We start from the raw sequence: 18558 nt of genomic DNA, 5'->3' as shown, positions 1-18558 counted from the left end.
CGCATGCGCGATCATTGCGTTGTACCCTGTGCGCGGCTCCGAACGGCAGGAGGGTTTCATGGCGACCATTCGCGACCATGTCCGGTTCACCGACCTGAAGGACGCCTCGCCCGAGGACATCCGGATGCTGGCCCGCAACGAGGCCGAGATCCAGCGCACCGAGATGGCCGACCACGTGCTGGCCCAGCTGCGGCTGATGGACGGCGCCAACGCCGGCTTCCAGGTCGACCGGCTGCAGCATTCGCTGCAGACCGCGACCCGCGCCTGGCGTGCCGACCCGGCGGACGAGGAGATGATCCTGTGCGCCCTGCTGCACGACATCGGCGAGCTGATGGCACCGGTCGACCACCCGTCCTTCGCGGCGGCCATCGTGCGTCCCTATGTCTCGGAGGAGAACACCTGGATGGTGCTGATGCACGGGGTGTTCCAGGGCTACTACTACTGGCAGCACCTCGGCCGCGACAATACCCAGCGCGAGGCCTACCGCGGCCACCCGGCGTTCGAGCGCACCGCCCTGTTCTGCGAGCGCTACGACGCCCCGGCCTTCGACCCGGCCTACGACACCATGCCGCTGGAGGCGTTCGAGCCGATCGTGCGGCGGATCCTGGCCCGGCCCGCGACCTTCCGTCCGCCGCAGGGCTGAGGGCCGACGGACGGCGATGCGCGCCTTCTACCTGGAGCACCCCGACACCTTCTCGGTGGAGGCCACGGTCCTCGACCGGCGCGGCGACGCCGTGCTGCTCGACCGCTCGCCGTTCTTCCCGGGCGGCGGCGGCCAGCTCGCCGACCGCGGCACGCTCACCTGGGCGGGCGGCCGCCTCGGGTTCGCCGGGGTCGAGGTCGACGCGCACGGCGCCTGGCACCGCTTCGCCGGCACGGGCGAGCCGCGCGGCACGGTGCTGCTGGAGGTCGACGCCGGCTTCCGGCGGCTGATGAGCGAGCTGCACACCCTGGCGCATGTGCTGAACGCCCTGGTCTACACCCAGCATGGCGGGGTGCTGCTGACCGGTGCCCAGCTGTCGGCCGACGGCAGCTTCCGGGTCGACTTCGACCTGCCGGGCGCCGACGGCGCGGCGCTGCGCAAGCTCGAGGGTTCGATGAACGACGTCGTCCGGCAGGACCTGGCGGTGACCGCCGGCTATCTGCCGCGGGCCGAGGCCGAGTCGATCCTGGGGATGTTCCGCAGCAGGTCGGTGGCCCCGCCGCCGAGCCCGGACGGGCTGGTACGGGTCGTCGAGATCGCCGGCCTGGACCGCCAGGCCTGCGGCGGCACGCATCTCGCCTCGACCGGCCGGGCCCGGCTTGCGCGCATCCTGAAGATCGACAACAAGGGGCGGCACAACCGGCGGATCAAGGTCGGGGTGGGCGAGGCGTAGCGCCGGGAGATCATGGCCAGACCGATCGACATCGCCATCTTCGGGGCCGGGATCGCCGGGCTGTGGACCTTCGCGCGGCTGAAGCGCGCCGGCTACGACGTGCTGCTGCTGGAGCGCGAGGCGATCGGCTCCGGGCAAACCATCGCGTCCCAGGGGATCGTCCATTCCGGCCTGAAATACTCGCTGGCCGGCAAGCTGAACGAGACCGCGCGGTCGATCAGCGCGATGCCTGACCGCTGGCGGGCGGCGCTGCGCGGCGAGGGCGAGGTCGACCTGTCGGCGGCGCGGACCAGCGCCGACTCGCAGTTCCTGCTGATCCCCGGCGGCGTGCTCGGCGGTCTGACCCGGCTGGTGGCGCAGCGCGCGCTCGGCGGCAACAGCCACACCGTGCCGGCGTCCGACTGGCCGGACGGCCTGCGCCGGTCGGGGTTCCGCGGGTCGGCGGTGTTCATGGACGAGCCGGTGCTCGACGTGCCGAGCGTGCTGCGCGCGCTCGCCGAGCCCGATCGCGGCGCCGTGCGTGGGATCGCGGCGGGCCAGGCGGGGCGGCCGGCCGAGTTCCTGCGCGCCCACGGCATCGAGCCGCGCGCCATGCTGTTCACTGCGGCCGGCAGCAACCACGGCATCGCCCGCGACCGCGGCCAGGACAACGGCCTGGAGACCCAGCACCGGCCGCTGCTGCAGGGCCTGATGCGGCCCGCGCCGTTCCCGCTGTTCGCGCATCTGGTCGGGACGTCGGACAAGCCGGTGGCGACCGTCACCACCCATGCGGCGGCCGACGGCACCCTGGTGTGGTATCTCGGTGCCGCCGTCGCCGAGCGGTCCAAGGAGGCCGACCCGCGGGACGTCTACGCGGCCGCGGCCAAGGCGTTCCGCGACTACCTGCCGGGTGTCGACCTGGACGGTGTCGAATGGGCGGTGCTGCCGATCGACCGGGTCGAGGGCCGTACCCAGGGCTTCCACATGCCCGATACCCCGACCCTGCACCGCGCCGGCAACGTGCTGTACGGCTGGCCGACAAAGCTGACTTTCACCCCGATGCTCGGCGACATGGTCGCGGCGGAGCTGGACAGGCTCGGCATCGCGCCGTCGGGACGCGCGACCGACTTCTCCGACCTGCCGCCGGTCGACTACGCCGTCGCCCCGTGGGACAACGCCGAATGGACCTCGCCAAGATGACCCCGGCGGACCTCGGCCGGACCGGCCTGCGGGTCTCGCCGCTCGGGCTCGGCACCGTCAAGTTCGGGCGGAACCAGGGCGTCAAGTATCCGTCCGGCTTCGACCTGCCGGACGAGGAGACGCTCGCCGACCTGCTCGACCTGACCCGGTCGCTCGGCATTAACCTGCTCGACACCGCGCCCGCCTATGGCGCCAGCGAGGAGCGGCTGGGCCGGCTGCTGGCGGGGCAGCGCGACGACTGGGTGCTGATCGGCAAGGTCGGCGAGGAGTTCGACGCCGGGATGTCGTCGCACCACTTCACGCCCGACCACTTCCGCCGCAGCCTGGAGCGGTCGCTGACCCGGCTTCGCACCGACCGGATCGATATCCTGCTGATCCATTCCGACGGCTCGGACATGGCGATCCTGCAGGACGACGCGCTGATGCGGACCATGGCCGACTTCCGGGCCGAGGGCACGGCGCGGGCGATCGGGGTATCCACCAAGACCGTCGAGGGCGGGCTCCGGACGCTCGACCTGATGGACGTGGTCATGGCGACCTACACCGCCGGGTATCGCGACGAGGAGCCGGTGCTCGACCGGGCGGCCGCGCTCGGCAAGGGCGTGATCCTGAAGAAGGTGCTGTCCAGCGGCCACGCCGCCGACGTGCCGGCCGCCATCCGCTTCGCGTTCTCGCATCCCGGGGTCGCCAGCGCGGTGATCGGCACCATCAACCCGGCCCATCTCCGGCAGATCGCGGCCTGTGTCGACGCCGCAACGGCGGAACGCCGGGCCGGATGATCCAGATCAGGGACGGCCGGCCGACCCGACGCTTCAATGCGGGAGCCGCGGGCATCAGGCCTGCGTCGTGATGGAGAACGGCGATGCAAGCGAATGTCGGAACGGTCGATCGCGTGCTGCGGGTCGTCGCGGGTGCGGCCCTGCTCGCGGTAGCCCTGCTGGTTGCCCATCCCTATGCCTGGCTCGGCTGGATCGGCGTGATTCCGATCCTCACCGGGGTCCTCGGCTTCTGCCCCGCCTACCGGTTGATCGGCCTGAGCACCTGCCCTTTGAAGCGGGGCTGACCCGGGCGGCGGGCCGGCGGCACGCGGGGTTTGCCGCCGCCCGCCGGAACGCCTAAACCTGCGGCATCGACCAGCCACGCCAGGTTCGCCATGCTGCCCGCCATCGTCTTCCCCGTCATCGACCCGGTGGCGATCGCCGTCGGCCCGTTCGCGGTGCGCTGGTACGCGCTCGCCTACATCGCCGGCATCCTGATCGGCTGGCGCTACTGCCTGTGGCTGGCGCGCCGGCGCCCGCAGTATTTCGAGCCGGCGGCGATCGACGACTTCGTGCTGTACGCGACGCTCGGCATCGTGCTCGGCGGCCGCCTCGGCTACGTGCTGTTCTACAACCTGCCCTTCTATCTGGAGCACCCGCTCGACGCGCTGATGATCTGGCAGGGCGGCATGTCGTTCCACGGCGGCATGATCGGCGTGCTGGCCGCCATCGGGGTGTTCGCGTGGCGGGTCGGGGCGCCGTATCTGGCGGTCGGCGACATCGTCGCGGCGGCGACCCCGATCGGGCTGTTCTTCGGCCGCATTGCCAACTTCGTGAACGGCGAGCTGTTCGGCCGCACCGCACCCGACGTGCCGTGGGCGATGGCGTTCCCGCGCGGCGGGCCGGTGCCGCGCCATCCCTCGCAGCTCTACGAGGCGGCTCTCGAAGGCCTGGTGCTGTTTCTCCTGCTGCTCCTGCTGGCGCGGCGCGCGGACATCCGCTCGCGGCCGGGCCAGGTCGGCGGTGCGTTTCTGGCCGGCTACGGGCTGTTCCGGATCGTCGTGGAGTTCTTCCGCGAGCCGGACGCGCAGCTCGGCTTCCTGGCGTTCGGCACCACCATGGGTCAGCTGCTGTCGGTGCCCATGGTGCTGGTCGGGCTGGGCCTGATCGCCTACGCCCGCAGCCGGCCGGCCGCGGTGCCCAAGCCGAAATGACCCTGGCCGACCGTCTCCGCCGGCGGATCGCGGCCGAGGGGCCGCTGTCGGTCGCCGAGGTGATGGCGGCCGCCCTGGTCGATCCCGAGCACGGCTACTACACCACCCGCGACCCGTTCGGGGCGGCCGGCGACTTCGTCACCGCGCCGGAGATCAGCCAGGTGTTCGGCGAACTGATCGGCCTGTGGGCGGCGGTGGTCTGGCAGGGCATGGGGTCGCCGGACCCGGTCGCGCTGGTCGAGCTCGGGCCGGGGCGCGGCACCCTGATGGCCGACGCCCTACGGGCCGCCCGTGGGGTGCCGGCGTTCCGGGCGGCGCTGCGGGTGCATCTTGTGGAGGCCAGCCCGGTGCTGCGGCGGCACCAGGCCGAGGCGCTGGCGGGGCAGGGCGTCGAGCCGGACTGGCACGGCGACCTCGACGGCCTGCCGGACGGCCCGGCGATCGTGATCGCCAACGAGTTCTTCGACGCCCTGCCGATCGTCCAGCTGGTGCGCGACCGCGGCGTCTGGCGCGAGCGCCGGGTCGCGGTCGACCCGGCGGGCGGCAGGTTCGTGTGGACGCTGACACCGGGCGCCTCGCCGCATGCCGCCCTGCTGGCGCCGACGATCCGGGCCGGGGCACCCGAGCGGGCGCTGGCCGAGGTCTGCCCGGCCGGCCTGTCGGTCGCCCGGACCCTGGCCGAGCGCGTGGCCCGGTCCGGCGGTGCGGTGCTGGCGGTCGACTACGGCCACGCGCCGAGCGGCGTCGGCGATACCCTGCAGGCGCTGAAGGCTCACCGGCCGGTCGACCCGCTCGCCACCCTGGGCGAGGCGGACCTGACCGCGCATGTCGACTTCGCGGCGCTCGGCCGGGCGGTGGCGCAGGCCGGGGCGGTCCAGTACGGCCCGGTGACCCAGGGCGGCTTCCTGCGGGCGCTCGGCATCGAGGCGCGGGTCGAGGCGCTGTGCCGGAACGCCACCGACGGTCAACGCGCGGCCATTCGCAGCGGCTGCGCTCGCTTGATCGACCCGGCTGAAATGGGCACCTTGTTCAAGGCGGTGTCCTGGACGGCCGCCGGCGTATCCCCGCCCCCGGGATTCGAGAGGCCCGACGCGTGAGACCAGAGCAGCTGCGAGCCCGCCAGACCGGGGTCCGGATCCGGTGATCCAGATCGACGAGTTCGATGCCGGCAAGGTGCGCCACGCCTTCTTCACGCGGCGCGGCGGCGTCAGCCGCGGGATCTACACCTCGCTGAACTGCGGGCGCGGCAGCGGCGACTCGGCGGCGTCGGTCGATGCCAACCGGGCCCGGGCGATGGCGGCGCTCGACCTGCCGGCATCGGCCCTGTTCACCAACCACCAGATCCATTCCGCGACCGTGGTGACGATCGACGAGACCAGCGATCCGGAGCAGCGCCGCCAGGCCGACGGCTTCGTGACAGCGCGTCCGGACGTGGCGCTGGGCGTGCTGGCGGCCGACTGCGCGCCGGTCCTGTTCTCGGCGCCGGACGACGGCGTGATCGGCGCCTGCCACGCCGGCTGGCGCGGCGCGGTCGGCGGCGTGTGCGAGGCCACGGTCGACGCCATGATCGAGCTCGGCGCCCGGCCCGACGGCATCCGGGCGGCGATCGGCCCGTGCATCGGCTTCGCCTCCTACGAGGTCGGGCCGGAGTTTCCGGAGCCGTTCCTGGCCCAGACCCGCGAGAACGGGCGGTTCTTCGAGAAGGCGGCGCGCGACGGTCACTTCCTGTTCGACCTGTCCGGCTATCTCGCGCGGCGCCTCGGGGCGCTCGGCATCGGCGAGATCTACCGGCTCGACTGCGACACCTGCCAGGACGAGGCGAACTTCTTCAGCTACCGGCGGTCCTGCCAGCGCGGGCAGCCGGACTACGGACGGCAGCTCGCCGCCATCACCCTCGGAGTCTGACCATGGCTTTGCATTTCGAGCGCGCGGAGTTCGCGGCCCGGCGCGACCGGGCCCTGGCGGCGATGGCCGACGCCGGGCTCGACGGCCTGTTGATGTTCAAGCAGGAGAGCATGTTCTGGCTCACCGGCTACGACACCTTCGGGTTCTGCTTCTTCCAGTGCCTGTATCTCGGGGCCGACGGCAGCTTCGCGCTGCTGACCCGGGCGCCGGACCTGCGCCAGGCGCGCAACACTAGCCTGCTGGAGGACATCCGGATCTGGGTCGACCGTGACGGCGCCAGCCCAGCCGACGACCTGCGCGACCTGCTGGACGGCAAGGGCGCGCGCGGCAAGCGCCTGGGCGTCGAGTACGACAGCTACGGCCTGAACGCCCGCAACGGCAAGCGGCTGGACGCCGCCATGGACGGCTTCGCGACCCTGGTCGACGCGTCCGAGCTGGTCTCGCGGCTGCGGATGGTGAAGTCGACGGCCGAGCTGGACTATGTCCGCCGGGCCGCCGCGCTGGCCGACGACGCCCTGGTCGAGGCGCACCGGCTGACCGCGCCGGGAGCCGACGAGGGCGAGATCCTGGCGGCTATGCAGGGCGCGGTGTTCAAGGGCGGCGGCGACTACCCGGGCAACGAGTTCATCATCGGCTCCGGCCCGGACGCCCTGCTGTGCCGCTACTTCACCGGCCGCCGGAAGCTCGGTAGTACCGACCAACTCACCCTGGAGTTCGCCGGGGCCTACCGGCACTACCACGCCTGCCTGATGCGCACGATCCCGGTCGGCCCGGTGCCCGACCACCAGCGCCGGATGTTCGACGCCTGCGCCGCCGCGCTGGACGCCTGCAAGGCGGCGCTGCGGCCCGGCCGACCGATCGGCGAGGTGTTCGACGCCCATGCCCGGGCCATGGACTCGCACGGCTTCCGGCATGCCCGGCTGAACGCCTGCGGGTACTCCCTGGGCGCGGTGTTCGCGCCGATCTGGATGGACTACCCGATGTTCTACCATGCCAACCCGGAGCCGGCGGCGCCCGGCATGGTGTTCTTCCTGCACATGATCCTGATGGACAGCGAGGCCGATCTGGCGATGACCCTGGGCGAGACCGTGATCGTCACCGAAGATGCGCCCGAGCGGCTGTCGAAGCTGCCGCTGGAACTGGTCTGCCGCTAGCGCGCTCGGGGAAACTGCCGATGCCGCATCTCTGGATCTTCCTCGCAATGCTGATACTCGGATTGCTGGTCGGATGCTGGGTCATGTGATCAGGTCGCTGGCGACCGTGGTGCTGGTGGCCGGAACGCTGCTGGGGTTGGCGGCCTGCGGGCAGGTGCCGCAGCCCTTCGCCAAGGACTATGCCAACCTGTCGAAGGCGCCGTTCCTGATCGCGCCGACCACCGAGGGCGTGCTGGTGCTGCCGGTCGACGGGGTCGACCCCGAGACCGGACAGCTGATCGCCGACCTGACCGCCACCGCCCTGCAGAAGCAGGACGTCGCCGCCGGCACCCGGGCCAGCAACCGGGCGAGCCTGTTCCTGTCCGGCTCCGGCCGCCGGCGCCTGGACGGGGCCATCGAGATCACCTGGACACTGGCGCGGTCGGACGGTTCCGTGGTCGGCGAGCGGACCGACACGATCGCCTCGGACGCCCAGCTGGCGGAGTCGACGGCGAAGGTCGCCGAGTGGCTCCGGCCGCGGCGCGTGCCGACGGTCCGGACGGTGCCGAAGGTCGCCGTCTATCCGGTCGACGGCGCGCCGGGCGACGGCAACGACCTGCTGCGGCGGGCACTGGCCCTGGCACTCGACCGGGCGCCGGTCGAGCTGACCAACGACCTGGTCGACAGCGGCCACGTGGTCCAGGGCGACGTCTCGGTGAAGCGCCAGCCCGACGGCCGCGACCAGGTGGTGGTCTCCTGGATCGTGATGGACGCGCGCGGCCGGCAGGTCGGGACCGTGGACCAGAGCAACCTGGTCGCGGGCGGCTCGCTGGACACCAGCTGGGGGGCGGTCGCAGCGCCGATCGCCAACGCGGCCGTCGGCGGCATCGTGGCGCTGCTCAGGCAGTCGGAGGCGGTGAAGGCGGCCGCCGGCGACGGTCCGGCGAAGCTGCCGGAATGAGCCGTGGCGCCGGCTCCAGGAAATTTTGCTGCACTGCACAATCGCCATTGACATCGGCTCCACGCGCACGCATCTATACTTCGTAATTGTGCGGTGCAGCATCGCGCCGCGTCGGGATGAAACGTCCGAAGTGGACGACAGGAGAGCGAAATGGCCGAGTTCAAGAACCCGTTTCTGGATATGGACGTGCAGAAGATGATGGGCGAGTTCAAGCTCCCCAATGTCGACGTCGACGCCGTCGTCGCCGCCCAGAAGAAGAACATCGAGGCGCTGACCAGCGCCAACCAGCTCGCCGTCGAAGGCATGCAGGCGGTGGCCCGGCGGCAGGCCGAGATCCTGCGCCAGACGGCCGAGGAAGTTCAGAAGAACATGCAGTCCTTCATGGAGACCGGTGCGCCGGACGCGAAGGTGGCGAAGGGCACCGAGCTCACCAAGACCGCGTTCGAGAAGGCCATCTCCAACATGAAGGAGCTGTCCGAGATGGTCACCAAGTCGAATGCCGAGGCGTTCGACGTGATCAACAAGCGGGTCGCCGAGTCGCTGGACGAGATCCGCGACCTGACCAAGGCCGCCAAGAAGTAACACCTGCTCCCGAGGCAAGGGTGTTCGTGAAAGCCGCGCCGGGCGACCGGGGCGGCTTTCCTGCATTCGGGCTGCCGTTCTCGTGGGCTGGCAACCCGGCGCCGGGTTGCCAGCGGCGGACGGCCCGTGCTACCGGCTCCGGGGCGATTTCGGACGGGCCGGGAGGCGGGCATGGCGGCGGACAAGGCGGCGACGGCGGCAACCATCGACTTCGGTGACTTCCTGAAGGTCGACATCCGGGCCGGCACGGTGACCGACGTCCAGCCGTTCCCGGAGGCGCGCAAGCCGGCCTACAAGCTTTGGGTCGACTTCGGCCCGGAGATCGGGACCCGCAAGTCGTCGGCGCAGCTTACCGGGCTGTACACCCCGGAGACCCTGATCGGCCGGAAGGTCGCGGCGGTGGTGAACTTTCCGCCGCGCCAGGTCGGCCCGTTCATGAGCGAGATCCTGGTGCTGGGCTTTCCGGACGCCGACGGCAACGTGGTGCTGATCTCGCCGACCCATGAGGTTCCGAACGGCGGGCGCCTGTTCTGAGCGGCGTCAGCAGATCGCGGCGTGGCGCTGGTCGACCGGGCCGGCGCCGGTGACCGGTTGGGCGCGCATCAGCGATCCGCTCGACGGGTCCCACCGCAGCTCCGGCGAGGCGGCGCTTTCCAGGATCGACAGCGCGACCACGCGCCCGGCGGGCAGGGTCGCCGACACCTGCGTGCCCCGCCCGAGCACGCTGTCCAGCGTCAGGCTGCCGCCATGCAACTCGGTCAGCGCCTTGGCGAGCGGCAGCCCGAGCCCGGTGCCTTCGTGCTTGCGCTGGAACGTCGACTCAACCTGCTCGAACGGCTTGAAGGCGCGCGGCACGTCCTCCGGCCGGATGCCGATTCCGGTATCCGTGATCGCGATGGTCAGCGCGCCACCACGGGTCAGGTAGCCGGTGACCTCGACCCGGCCGCCGGCGCGCGTGAACTTCACCGCGTTCGACAGCAGGTTCAGCACCACCTGGCGCAGCTTGGTCACATCGCAATGCAGGCGCACGCCGGCCGGGATCCGGGCGGCCAGCGCTACCTGTCCGTTGCTCGCCCGCGGCGCCATCAGGCGCAGGCAGGGTTCGATCAAGTCCTCCAGGAGCATCTCCTCCTCGTCGAGGTCGAAGCGACTGGACTCGGCCTTGGCGATGTCCAGGATGTCGCCGATCACCATCATCAGGTGCTGGCCGCTCTGGTGGATGTCGCGGGCGTAGTCCTGGTACGCCAGCGGGATCTTGCCGCGCAGTTCGTGCGCCATGATCTCGGAGAACCCGATGATGGCGTTCAGCGGCGTGCGCAGCTCGTGGCTCATCAGCGCCAGGAACTCGGACTTGGCACGGTTGGCGGCCTCGGCGGTGCGCTGGCTGTCGAGGGCGGCCCGTTCGCGTTCGGCGCTGGTCGCGGCGTCGATGGCGTCGATGTGGCGCAGGTGGAGGAGACGGAAGACGAAGGCGGCGACCGCCGTCGCGATCGCGAACAGCAGGGCGCCGAGCAGGGCCGCCTGGTTGCGCGCGTCGAGCAGGAAGGCCTCGGCCGGCACGTCGATGACGAAGGCTCCCATCACGTCGTTCAGCCGCCAGGGCGTGCGGCCGTCGAGATGCAGGTTGTGGCAGTCGACGCAGGCCTGCTGGGTGGCGACCGACGGGGCGATGGTCCGGAATGTCCGCTGACCCTCCGATCCGATCCACTGGCTGCGCGGCTCGGCGTTGCCGGTCCGCGCCGCCTCCAGGATCGCCTCGGCCGTGGCGGCGTCGCGCGGCGCCGTGCGGATCTCGCGGCCCGGCACCCCGAGCCAGTCGAGATGCAGGACCCGGTCGTCCTCGCGGGAGCGGTTGAAGCGGGTGAGCGCATGGGCCCGGAAGGTGGCCGGGACCGGCGCCTGGTCGCCCAGCATCCGGCCGCGGATATCGGTGTAGTCGGCCACGAAGGCGTCGACCAGCTGCAGCGCCGTGACCTTCTCCTCGAACTTGTTGGTTTCGAACCAGTGCACGCTGAGGCGGTAGCTCGCCACTGCCAGCATGACGGCCAAGCCTGTGATCAGGCCGAGCAGCGCGATCGACAACAGGCCCGGTCGGCGCCACAGGAAGGAGTTCAGTGCTGCCCGCATGCATCCCTCTTCCGGATCCTGCGAGCATGGGCGGGATTCGGAAAAGAAATGGTTAACCCCGGCGGATTGCCGCCGGCACCGCCTACACCGGCAGCTTCAGCACCGCCCTCAGGCCGCCGCGCGGGGAATCCTCGAGCGTCAGGTCGCCGCCGTGCCCCCGGACTATGTCGCGGGCGATCGTCAGCCCGAGCCCGGTCCCACCGGTCGCCGGGTTGCGCGACGGCTCGAGCCGGACGAACGGCTGGAACGCGTCGGCCCGCTTGGCCTCGGGAATACCCGGGCCGTCGTCGTCGATCACGATCTCGACCTGGTCGCCGGACCGCGTCACCGTCACCCAGACCCGCTGCCCGTAGCGTTTGGCGTTCTGCAGGAGGTTGGCGATCGCCCGCTTCAGGGCGTTGGGCCGCACCGGCAGGGCGGCGCTGCCGGCGTCCGGTCGCTCGTAGCCGATCGGCGGGCCGTCGCGTCGCTCGGACTGCACCACGTCGGCCACCAGCTCGGCGACGTCGCTGTCGACCGGCTTCTCGGTGCCCTCGCCGCGCACGAAGGCGAGGTAGCCCTCGACCATCTTCTCCATCTCGCCGACATCGGCCTGCAGCTCGGCGATCTCCGCGGCGCTGCCGAGCATCGCCAGCTGCAGCTTCATGCGGGTGAGGGGGGTGCGCAGGTCGTGGCTGACGCCGGCCAGCATCTCGGTCCGCTGGGTAAGCTGGCGGTTGATCCGGTCCTTCATCTGCAGGAAGGAGTTGGCCGCCTGCCGCACTTCGGTGGCGCCCTCGGGCTTGAACCCGGTGACGTCGCGCCCGAGGCCGAAGGCGCGGGCCGCCACGGCCAGCCGGCGGATCGGCCGGATCTGGTTGCGCATGAACACGATGGCGATCGCGAACAGTACCAGCGACGAACCGACCATCCACAGCAGGAAGATGTAGGTCGTGGAACTGAACAGCCGCTTCTTGTGGGCCATCACCTGCAGCACCCCGTCCGGCAGCTGCACCTGGATCTCGATCTGCCGGTCGGTCAGGTCGGTGTCCATGACGTAGGGCCGGCGCACCTTGGTGCGCATGGCGTCCTGCATCGCGATGCGGGTGTCATCGAACAGGGTCAGCGGGGCCCGGTTCGGCAGGATCTCCCCGGGTCGCCAGATCAGCTCGACGTCGAAGTGCCGGACCGCCCGCTCGGACAGCTCGGCCACCGCCTCGGCGGTGATCGGCGGCCGCAGCTCCTCGATCAGGAAGGCGATGTCGCCGGCCAGGGAGTGCACCAGCCGCCGGGTCATGATGTCCCAGTGGCGGTCGTAGAACACATAGGCCGAGATCGCCTGCATCAGCACCAGCGGCGTGACGATGATCAGCAGCGCCCGGCCGAACAGCGTCTTCGGCAGGAACTGCTTGATCCAGCGGTCGAGCTTGAAGCCGCCGCGGCCGGTCGCAGCGTCGGCCTCCGGGCGGCGCGCGCGGGCGGCGCCGGTGAAGGCAGGGCGGTCGGTTCGGGTCGCGTCGGCCATGCCGTCTCCGGGCCTCAGCTTTCCAGCCGAAGCACGTAACCCTTTCCGCGAACGGTCTGCAAGAAGCGCGGGAACTTCGGGTCCGGCTCGATCTTGCGGCGCAGCCGGGTGATCTGCACGTCGACCGTCCGGGTGCCGCCGTTCACGGCGCTGCCGTCGACCAGGTCCTCGCGGGTGAAGGTGACCCCCGGGGCCATGGCGAAGGCGCGCAGCAGGGTCGCCTCGGCCTCGGTCAGCCGCACCGGCGCAGAGCCGCGCCACAGGATGTTCTGCCCGAGGTCGAAGCGGAACGCCCCGAACCGGACCTCCCCGGCGGCGGTGGCGGCGGCCTGCGGCATCGCCGGTTCCCCGACCCGCCGCAGGATGGTGCGGATCCGCAGCAGCAGCTCGCGGGGCTCGAACGGCTTGGCAAGGTAGTCGTCGACGCCGCTCTCCAGGCCGGTGATGCGGTCCTCCGCCTCGCCCATCGCGGTCAGCATCAGGATCGGGATGCGCTCGCGCCGGCGCAGGTCGCGGGTCAGCTCGACGCCGCTCTCGCCCGGCATCATGACGTCGAGCACCATCAGGTCGTAGGACACCCCGGCCATGCGGGCGCGCGCCTCGGCGGCGTCGCCGGCCACCGAGACCCGGAAGCCGTTGTCGGACAGGAAGCGGCGGAGCAGCTCGCGCAGCCGGCCGTCGTCGTCGACCACCAGGATATGCGGAAGATCGGCCGCGGCGTCGCCCGGCTCGGCGTCCCGGCGGTCGGACAGGGCGTGGCCCGTTGCCATCGTCACCGCTTGCCGGCGCCGGCCTTCAGCCGGGCGTTGCCGAGCGGCCCGCCGGTGCCCGGCACGTCGAAGCGCCGGCGGTCCTCCGGATCGATGATGCCGTGCAGCACCAGGTTGAAGCCCTGGACCGCGTCGGCCCCGGCGTTGCGGAAGGCGGTGGCGATCCGCTCGCGCTGGTTGGCGGTCAGCCGGCGCTCCAGCTCGACGCCCTTCTGGGTCAGGGTCAGCAGCCGCTGGCGGCGGTCGCGGTCGCCCGGGCGCTGCACGATGTACTCCTCGTCGACCAGGTGGCTCAGCACCCGCGACAGGCTCTGCTTGGTAATGCGCAGGATCCGCAGCAGCTCCGAGACGGTGATGCCGGGGTTGCGGCCGACGAAATAGATCACCCGGTGGTGGGCCCGGCCGAGGCCGAGGCCGGCCAGCATGACGTCGGGCTCGCCGGTGAAGTCGCGGTAGGCGAAGAAAAACATCTCGATCGCCTGGCGCAGCTCCTCCTCGCGCAGGAACAGCGGATTGGCGATGCCTTTTACGTCAACCATGTTGACTTACTTTCTTCCGAATGTTATTCGTCCGGTCCCGATCGAGAAACAAAAGAACCTCGTGAAACGGCCGACGGACCGTTTCTGACCGGCAGGGCGCCGGACGACATCCAGGCAGGAAGCGACACCATGTCCCTGATTCCCTTCGACGACCGTGACGGCGCAATCTGGTTCGACGGCGAACTGATCCCCTGGCGCGACGCCAAGCTGCACGTGCTGACCCACGCCCTGCATTATGCCAGTTCCGTGTTCGAGGGCGAACGCGTTTATGGCGGCCGGGTCTTCAAGTCGCTGGAGCACACCCAGCGGCTTCAGCGCTCGGCGGCGACGCTGGACTTCGAGATTCCCTACAGCGCCGAGCAGATCGAGGCGGCCAAGCGGGCGGTGATCGACAGCATGGGCATCGTCGACGGCTATGTCCGTCCGGTCGCCTGGCGCGGCAGCGAGATGATGGGCGTGTCGGCCCAGCACAACCGCATCCACCTGGCGATCGCCGCCTGGGAGTGGCCGTCCTATTTCGACCCGGAAGCCAAGATGAAGGGCATCAAGCTGGCGCTGTCGTCCTGGCGCCGCCCGGCCCCGGACACCGCCCCGGTGCACGCCAAGGCGGCCGGCCTGTACATGATCTGCACGCTGTCCAAGCACAAGGCCGAGCGCGACGGCTTCCACGACGCGCTGATGCTGGACTACCGCGGCCTGGTGGCCGAGGCGACCGGCGCCAACGTGTTCTTCGTCATGAAGGACGGCCGGATCCACACCCCGGTGCCGGACTGCTTCCTCGACGGCATCACCCGGCGCACCGTGATCGAGCTGGCGAAGTCGCTCGGCTACGAGGTGGTCGAGCGGCAGATCCGCCCGGAGGAGATGGCCGACGCCAGGGAGTGCTTCCTGACCGGCACCGCCGCCGAGGTCACCCCGGTCGGCTCGATCGCCCAGTACAGCTTCACCCCGGGCGACATCACCCGGGCCCTGGTCGAGGGCTACGACGCCCTGGTTCGCGCCGCCCCGGCAAACGCCCAGGCGGCGGAGTAGGCTCCAGCCGCCGTCGCATCCGCGCGAAAGCCCCGGCTCCGGCCGGGGCTTTTGCGTTGTGGGGCCGGGAGGGGTGCGGGCGGGAGGCTATGCCTGTCTCAGCCAGTTCTCGCAGGGCAGTTCTGCAAGGCGCGCAAACTCGCGCTCGTTGTCGGTCACCCGGCCGCCGGGATTGCGCACCAGGTCGGAGACGATATTGGTGTCGAGGAGGTAGCGCATCAGATCTCGACGGGATCGGGAGGGGCGTCCTCGATCGGCGGAAACTCCGCCTCGATCGGCTGTAGGCCTGCCAGGACACCCAGCAAGGTCCGACGCTCGGCGGGCTCGATGGTGAGCCGGTCGCCCTTCCTGCGCATGACCGCGTCCTCGCCCGGCAGTTCGAACTCCGTGGGGATACGCACCGCCTGGTTGCGGCCGTTCCTGAACAGCTTGACGTGTCGCTCGGAGCCCATGATCGCCTCCGGTTCATAAAGCATATGCCGAAACACATGCAGAATGCTTTGGAGTCGATGTGGGCGACGGTCGGGGGCGGCGTCGCTTCGGGCGGTGTGGCGGCGCCAACGCAACGGCCCGAGGCTCCGGCCGGCTTCGGGATCGCCTATCTCAAGCCGTCGCCGGCAGCGCCTCGGCATAGGCCTGGGCGGCGTCGGTCATCTCGACGATCGCGTAGGCCGTCGGGTCCGCGAACAGGGCACGCAGGACCTCGTTGTTGGTGTGGTGGCCGGACTTGGTGGCGGTGACCCGGCCCAGGATCGGGGCGCCGGCCAGGTACAGGTCGCCGACGCAGTCCAGCACCTTGTGGCGCACGAACTCGTCGTCGAACCGCAGGCCTTCCTCGTTCAGCACGCGGTCGCCGTCGACCACCACGGTGTTCTCCAGCGAGCCGCCGAGCGCCAGGCCCATGGCGCGCAGCCGCTCGGCGTCCTCCAGGAAGCCGAAGGTGCGGGCCTTGGCGATCTCGCGCTTGAAGGTGCCGTTGACCAGCCGGACGTCCAGCGTCGAATGCGCCACCACCGGGCTCGGGAAGTCGATCTCGAAGTCGACCGAGAAGGCCTCGGCCGGCGCCAGGGTCAGGCCGCGCCGGGCGTCGCCGACGGTGACCGGGCGGCGGATCTCGATGGCGCGCCGCGGCGCGTCGAGCTCGACGGTACCGGCGCACTCGATCAGGAACACGAAGGGTTCGGAGGAGCCGTCCATGACCGGCACCTCGGCGGCGTCGATGTCGACCACCGCGTTGTCGATCTCGCAGCCCGCCAGGGCCGCCATCAGATGCTCGATGGTGCCGACGGTCACGCCATCGTCGTTGCCGATCACGGTGCACAGCCGGGTGTCGACCACGCGGTCGTAGCGGGCGGCGATCCAGGGATCACGGCCGGCCACGTCGGTCCGGCGGAAGCGGATGCCGGCGTCGGCGCCGGCCGGGTGCAGGGTCATCTCCACGACGGCGCCCGAGTGCAGGCCCACGCCACGGCACGGGATCGCGCGCTTCAGCGTCTTCTGCCGAAGCCCGTTCTTCCGCACCCCGGCGCGGTCGCCGTGGAATTGTGTCCTGCTCACCATCTACGCGCCTTCCGGATGCCGTGTTCGGCCGGGAGAGTTGGGACTCAAAGAAAGCCCCGGTAGATGTACCAACACCTACCGGGGCACCCAAATCACTCTTTGTTACCGAGTGTTACGGTGAAACCCCGCAGAAATCATGGAGTTCCGCCGCGTTCCTCGACGCTGCCGTCAGTTCGCCTGACGCCGCAGGAAGGCCGGGATGTCCAGCATCTCGTCCTCGGACTGGCTCGGCCGGACCCGGTCGCTCGGGTTGAGCGCGCCGAGACGCGGCTGGGCCGCCTGCGGCTGCTGCGGTGCCGGCGGCTGCGCCGGCTGGCGGGGCGACTCGGCGCGGGCCGGGGCCGGCTCCGCCTTGTCGCTCTTCAGGCCCAGCCCGGTGATCTGCCGGAACAGGCTCTGGCCGCGGCTCTTGGCCGGCTCGGCCTTGGGCTCGGGCCGCGGGGCGGCGTTCACCAGGTCGCTGGCGCGGAACGCGTCGGCGGTCCGCGGCGCGGCCTCGGGACGACGCGACGGCACCTGGGCGGCCGGGGCGATGAACGGACGCTCGTCGACCGTCGGCTGCACCGGCGGCTCACCCTCCGGCGCCTCCATGACCTCCTCGGTCAGGTCGAACGCCAGCGCACCGTCGGTCGCCATCGAGGACGGCATCTCCGGCATGCTGAGCTCGCCGATTCCGGACGCCGCCTGCCGGCTGATGTCCATGGTCGACATCGCCGACACGGCGGCCGCCGGCAGCGGCTGGCCGGCCGTCTGCTGGGCGGTGATCGGCCCGGCGGCGGCGGCCGGCATCTCGGCCGGAGCGGCCCTCTCGGCTGCCCGCTGGGCCTGGGCGCGGACCAGCGACAGTTGCGGGCGCGGCGGCTTGGCGGCCATGCCCTCGGCGGCGATGCCGGTGGCGACCACCGAGACCCGCATCATGCCGTCCATCTTCTCGTCGAAGGTCGAGCCGAAGATGATGTTGGCGTCCGGGTCGACCTCCTCGCGGATCCGGTTGGCGGCCTCGTCGACCTCGAACAGGGTCATGTCGAAGCCGCCGGTGATGTTGATCAGCACGCCCTTGGCACCCTTCATCGTGGTGTCCTCGAGCAGCGGGTTGTTGATCGCCGCCTCGGCGGCGTCGATCGCCCGCTTCTCGCCGGACGCCTCGCCGGTGCCCATCATCGCCTTGCCCATCTCGCTCATCACCGTGCGGATGTCGGCGAAGTCGAGGTTGATCAGGCCGGGCATGATCATCAGGTCGGTGACGCCGCGCACGCCGGAGTGCAGCACGTCGTCGGCCATGTTGAAGGCGTCCGCGAAGGTCGTCTTCTCGTTGGCGATCCGGAACAGGTTCTGGTTCGGGATGATGATCAGGGTGTCGACGTACTGGGTCAGCTCCTCGATGCCGGCCTCGGCGATCCGCATGCGGTGCTGGCCCTCGAAGTGGAAGGGCTTGGTCACCACGCCGACCGTCAGGATGCCGCGCTCGCGGGCGGTCTGGGCGATCACCGGCGCGGCACCTGTGCCGGTGCCGCCGCCCATGCCGGCGGTGATGAAGCACATGTTGCTGTCGCCCAGATGCTCGATGATCTGGTCGATCGACTCCTCGGCGGCCGCCTTGCCGACGTCCGGCCGCGAGCCGGCGCCGAGGCCGCGGGTGACCTCCGAGCCGAGCTGCATGCGGCGGTCGGCCAGCGACTGCTTGAGCGCCTGGGCGTCGGTGTTGGTCGAGACGAACTCCACGCCCTCGAGGTTCGAGCGGATCATGTTGTTGACGGCGTTGCAGCCGGCACCGCCGACGCCGATCACCACGATGCGGGGCTTCATCTCGTTGTCTTCGTTCGGGACGGTGATGTTGATGGTCATTCGGGCCTCCGGGGCTGAGGTGTCTCTGTTCGGGTGGGGCGGCGGCTTTCGCCGCTTCGTCTTGGACCGGGCG

General features: G+C 70.8%; 21 protein-coding genes. 13 read left to right on the top strand and 8 right to left on the bottom strand.

The window, feature by feature from the left end; genetic code table 11:
* The first annotated feature begins 58 nt into the window (after positions 1-58).
* From RIC31_RS21055 to RIC31_RS21000, 12 genes are all read left to right on the top strand, one after another.
* Positions 59-643: an HD domain-containing protein gene (locus tag RIC31_RS21055; RefSeq protein ID WP_350112378.1), complete on the top strand. Its 585-nt coding sequence runs from the start codon at positions 59-61 to the stop codon at positions 641-643.
* A 16-nt stretch (positions 644-659) separates the two neighbouring features.
* Positions 660-1376: an alanyl-tRNA editing protein gene (locus RIC31_RS21050; protein ID WP_350112375.1), complete on the top strand. Its 717-nt coding sequence runs from the start codon at positions 660-662 to the stop codon at positions 1374-1376.
* Between the two features lie 12 nt (positions 1377-1388).
* Positions 1389-2555 (top strand): FAD-dependent oxidoreductase, encoded by a 1167-nt coding sequence (locus RIC31_RS21045; RefSeq protein ID WP_350112372.1) that lies wholly within the window; start codon positions 1389-1391, stop codon positions 2553-2555.
* Positions 2537-3334 carry an aldo/keto reductase gene (locus tag RIC31_RS21040; protein WP_350112369.1) on the top strand — a complete coding sequence of 266 codons (798 nt, stop codon included), beginning with the start codon at positions 2537-2539 and terminating at the stop codon, positions 3332-3334. Before RIC31_RS21045 ends, RIC31_RS21040 begins: the two co-directional genes overlap by 19 nt.
* Before the next feature lie 83 nt (positions 3335-3417).
* Positions 3418-3618, top strand: coding sequence for a YgaP family membrane protein (locus RIC31_RS21035; RefSeq protein WP_350112366.1), 201 nt, complete (start codon positions 3418-3420; stop codon positions 3616-3618).
* Positions 3619-3708: 90 nt separating this feature from the next.
* Positions 3709-4527 carry a prolipoprotein diacylglyceryl transferase gene (gene lgt / locus RIC31_RS21030; protein ID WP_350112364.1) on the top strand — a complete coding sequence of 273 codons (819 nt, stop codon included), beginning with the start codon at positions 3709-3711 and terminating at the stop codon, positions 4525-4527.
* Positions 4524-5624 carry a class I SAM-dependent methyltransferase gene (locus tag RIC31_RS21025; protein WP_350112361.1) on the top strand — a complete coding sequence of 367 codons (1101 nt, stop codon included), beginning with the start codon at positions 4524-4526 and terminating at the stop codon, positions 5622-5624. Before lgt ends, RIC31_RS21025 begins: the two co-directional genes overlap by 4 nt.
* A gap of 43 nt (positions 5625-5667) precedes the next feature.
* The gene (gene pgeF, locus RIC31_RS21020; protein ID WP_350112357.1) at positions 5668-6432 is read left to right on the top strand and encodes a peptidoglycan editing factor PgeF; all 765 of its coding nucleotides are present in this window, start codon (positions 5668-5670) and stop codon (positions 6430-6432) included.
* A gap of 2 nt (positions 6433-6434) precedes the next feature.
* On the top strand, positions 6435-7586 hold the full coding sequence (locus RIC31_RS21015; protein ID WP_350112354.1) for a M24 family metallopeptidase: 1152 nt from the start codon (positions 6435-6437) through the stop codon (positions 7584-7586).
* Between the two features lie 73 nt (positions 7587-7659).
* A complete protein-coding gene (locus tag RIC31_RS21010) occupies positions 7660-8526 on the top strand; it encodes a hypothetical protein (RefSeq protein WP_350112351.1) in 867 nt (288 codons plus the stop codon).
* A 150-nt stretch (positions 8527-8676) separates the two neighbouring features.
* Positions 8677-9108: a phasin family protein gene (locus RIC31_RS21005; protein ID WP_350112348.1), complete on the top strand. Its 432-nt coding sequence runs from the start codon at positions 8677-8679 to the stop codon at positions 9106-9108.
* A 171-nt stretch (positions 9109-9279) separates the two neighbouring features.
* The gene (locus RIC31_RS21000) at positions 9280-9642 is read left to right on the top strand and encodes a tRNA-binding protein (protein WP_350112345.1); all 363 of its coding nucleotides are present in this window, start codon (positions 9280-9282) and stop codon (positions 9640-9642) included.
* Positions 9643-9648: 6 nt separating this feature from the next.
* Here the strand turns inward: RIC31_RS21000 and RIC31_RS20995 are convergent, their stop codons facing one another.
* The 4 genes from RIC31_RS20995 to RIC31_RS20980 all read right to left on the bottom strand — a co-directional run bounded on the left by RIC31_RS20995 (position 9649) and on the right by RIC31_RS20980 (position 14048).
* Positions 9649-11235 (bottom strand): ATP-binding protein, encoded by a 1587-nt coding sequence (locus RIC31_RS20995; protein WP_350112342.1) that lies wholly within the window; start codon positions 11233-11235, stop codon positions 9649-9651.
* 82 nt (positions 11236-11317) lie between these two features.
* A complete protein-coding gene (locus RIC31_RS20990; protein WP_350112339.1) occupies positions 11318-12739 on the bottom strand; it encodes an ATP-binding protein in 1422 nt (473 codons plus the stop codon).
* Between the two features lie 14 nt (positions 12740-12753).
* Positions 12754-13509: a response regulator gene (locus tag RIC31_RS20985; protein WP_350112336.1), complete on the bottom strand. Its 756-nt coding sequence runs from the start codon at positions 13507-13509 to the stop codon at positions 12754-12756.
* A 2-nt stretch (positions 13510-13511) separates the two neighbouring features.
* Positions 13512-14048 carry a MarR family winged helix-turn-helix transcriptional regulator gene (locus RIC31_RS20980; RefSeq protein WP_350112333.1) on the bottom strand — a complete coding sequence of 179 codons (537 nt, stop codon included), beginning with the start codon at positions 14046-14048 and terminating at the stop codon, positions 13512-13514.
* 129 nt (positions 14049-14177) lie between these two features.
* Between RIC31_RS20980 and RIC31_RS20975 the strand changes: the two genes are divergently transcribed.
* Positions 14178-15080 carry a branched-chain amino acid aminotransferase gene (locus tag RIC31_RS20975; protein ID WP_350112330.1) on the top strand — a complete coding sequence of 301 codons (903 nt, stop codon included), beginning with the start codon at positions 14178-14180 and terminating at the stop codon, positions 15078-15080.
* 87 nt (positions 15081-15167) lie between these two features.
* Here the strand turns inward: RIC31_RS20975 and RIC31_RS20970 are convergent, their stop codons facing one another.
* From RIC31_RS20970 to ftsZ, 4 genes are all read right to left on the bottom strand, one after another.
* Positions 15168-15299, bottom strand: a complete 132-nt coding sequence (locus RIC31_RS20970) for a hypothetical protein (RefSeq protein ID WP_350112327.1) — start codon at positions 15297-15299, stop codon at positions 15168-15170.
* Positions 15299-15532 (bottom strand): antitoxin, encoded by a 234-nt coding sequence (locus tag RIC31_RS20965; RefSeq protein ID WP_350112325.1) that lies wholly within the window; start codon positions 15530-15532, stop codon positions 15299-15301. The genes RIC31_RS20970 and RIC31_RS20965 overlap by 1 nt, the downstream gene beginning before the upstream one ends.
* Before the next feature lie 151 nt (positions 15533-15683).
* Positions 15684-16640, bottom strand: coding sequence for a UDP-3-O-acyl-N-acetylglucosamine deacetylase (gene lpxC, locus RIC31_RS20960; protein ID WP_502990139.1), 957 nt, complete (start codon positions 16638-16640; stop codon positions 15684-15686).
* 168 nt (positions 16641-16808) lie between these two features.
* On the bottom strand, positions 16809-18485 hold the full coding sequence (gene ftsZ, locus RIC31_RS20955; protein ID WP_350112319.1) for a cell division protein FtsZ: 1677 nt from the start codon (positions 18483-18485) through the stop codon (positions 16809-16811).
* Positions 18486-18558 lie beyond the last annotated feature (73 nt).

Origin of the sequence: Thalassobaculum sp. (assembly GCF_040219615.1) — a bacterium.
In the GTDB taxonomy this organism is placed as follows: Bacteria; Pseudomonadota; Alphaproteobacteria; order Thalassobaculales; family Thalassobaculaceae; genus Thalassobaculum_A.
The sequence above is the reverse complement of the archived record's forward strand: the minus strand, read 5'-3'. Positions and strand labels throughout refer to the sequence as shown.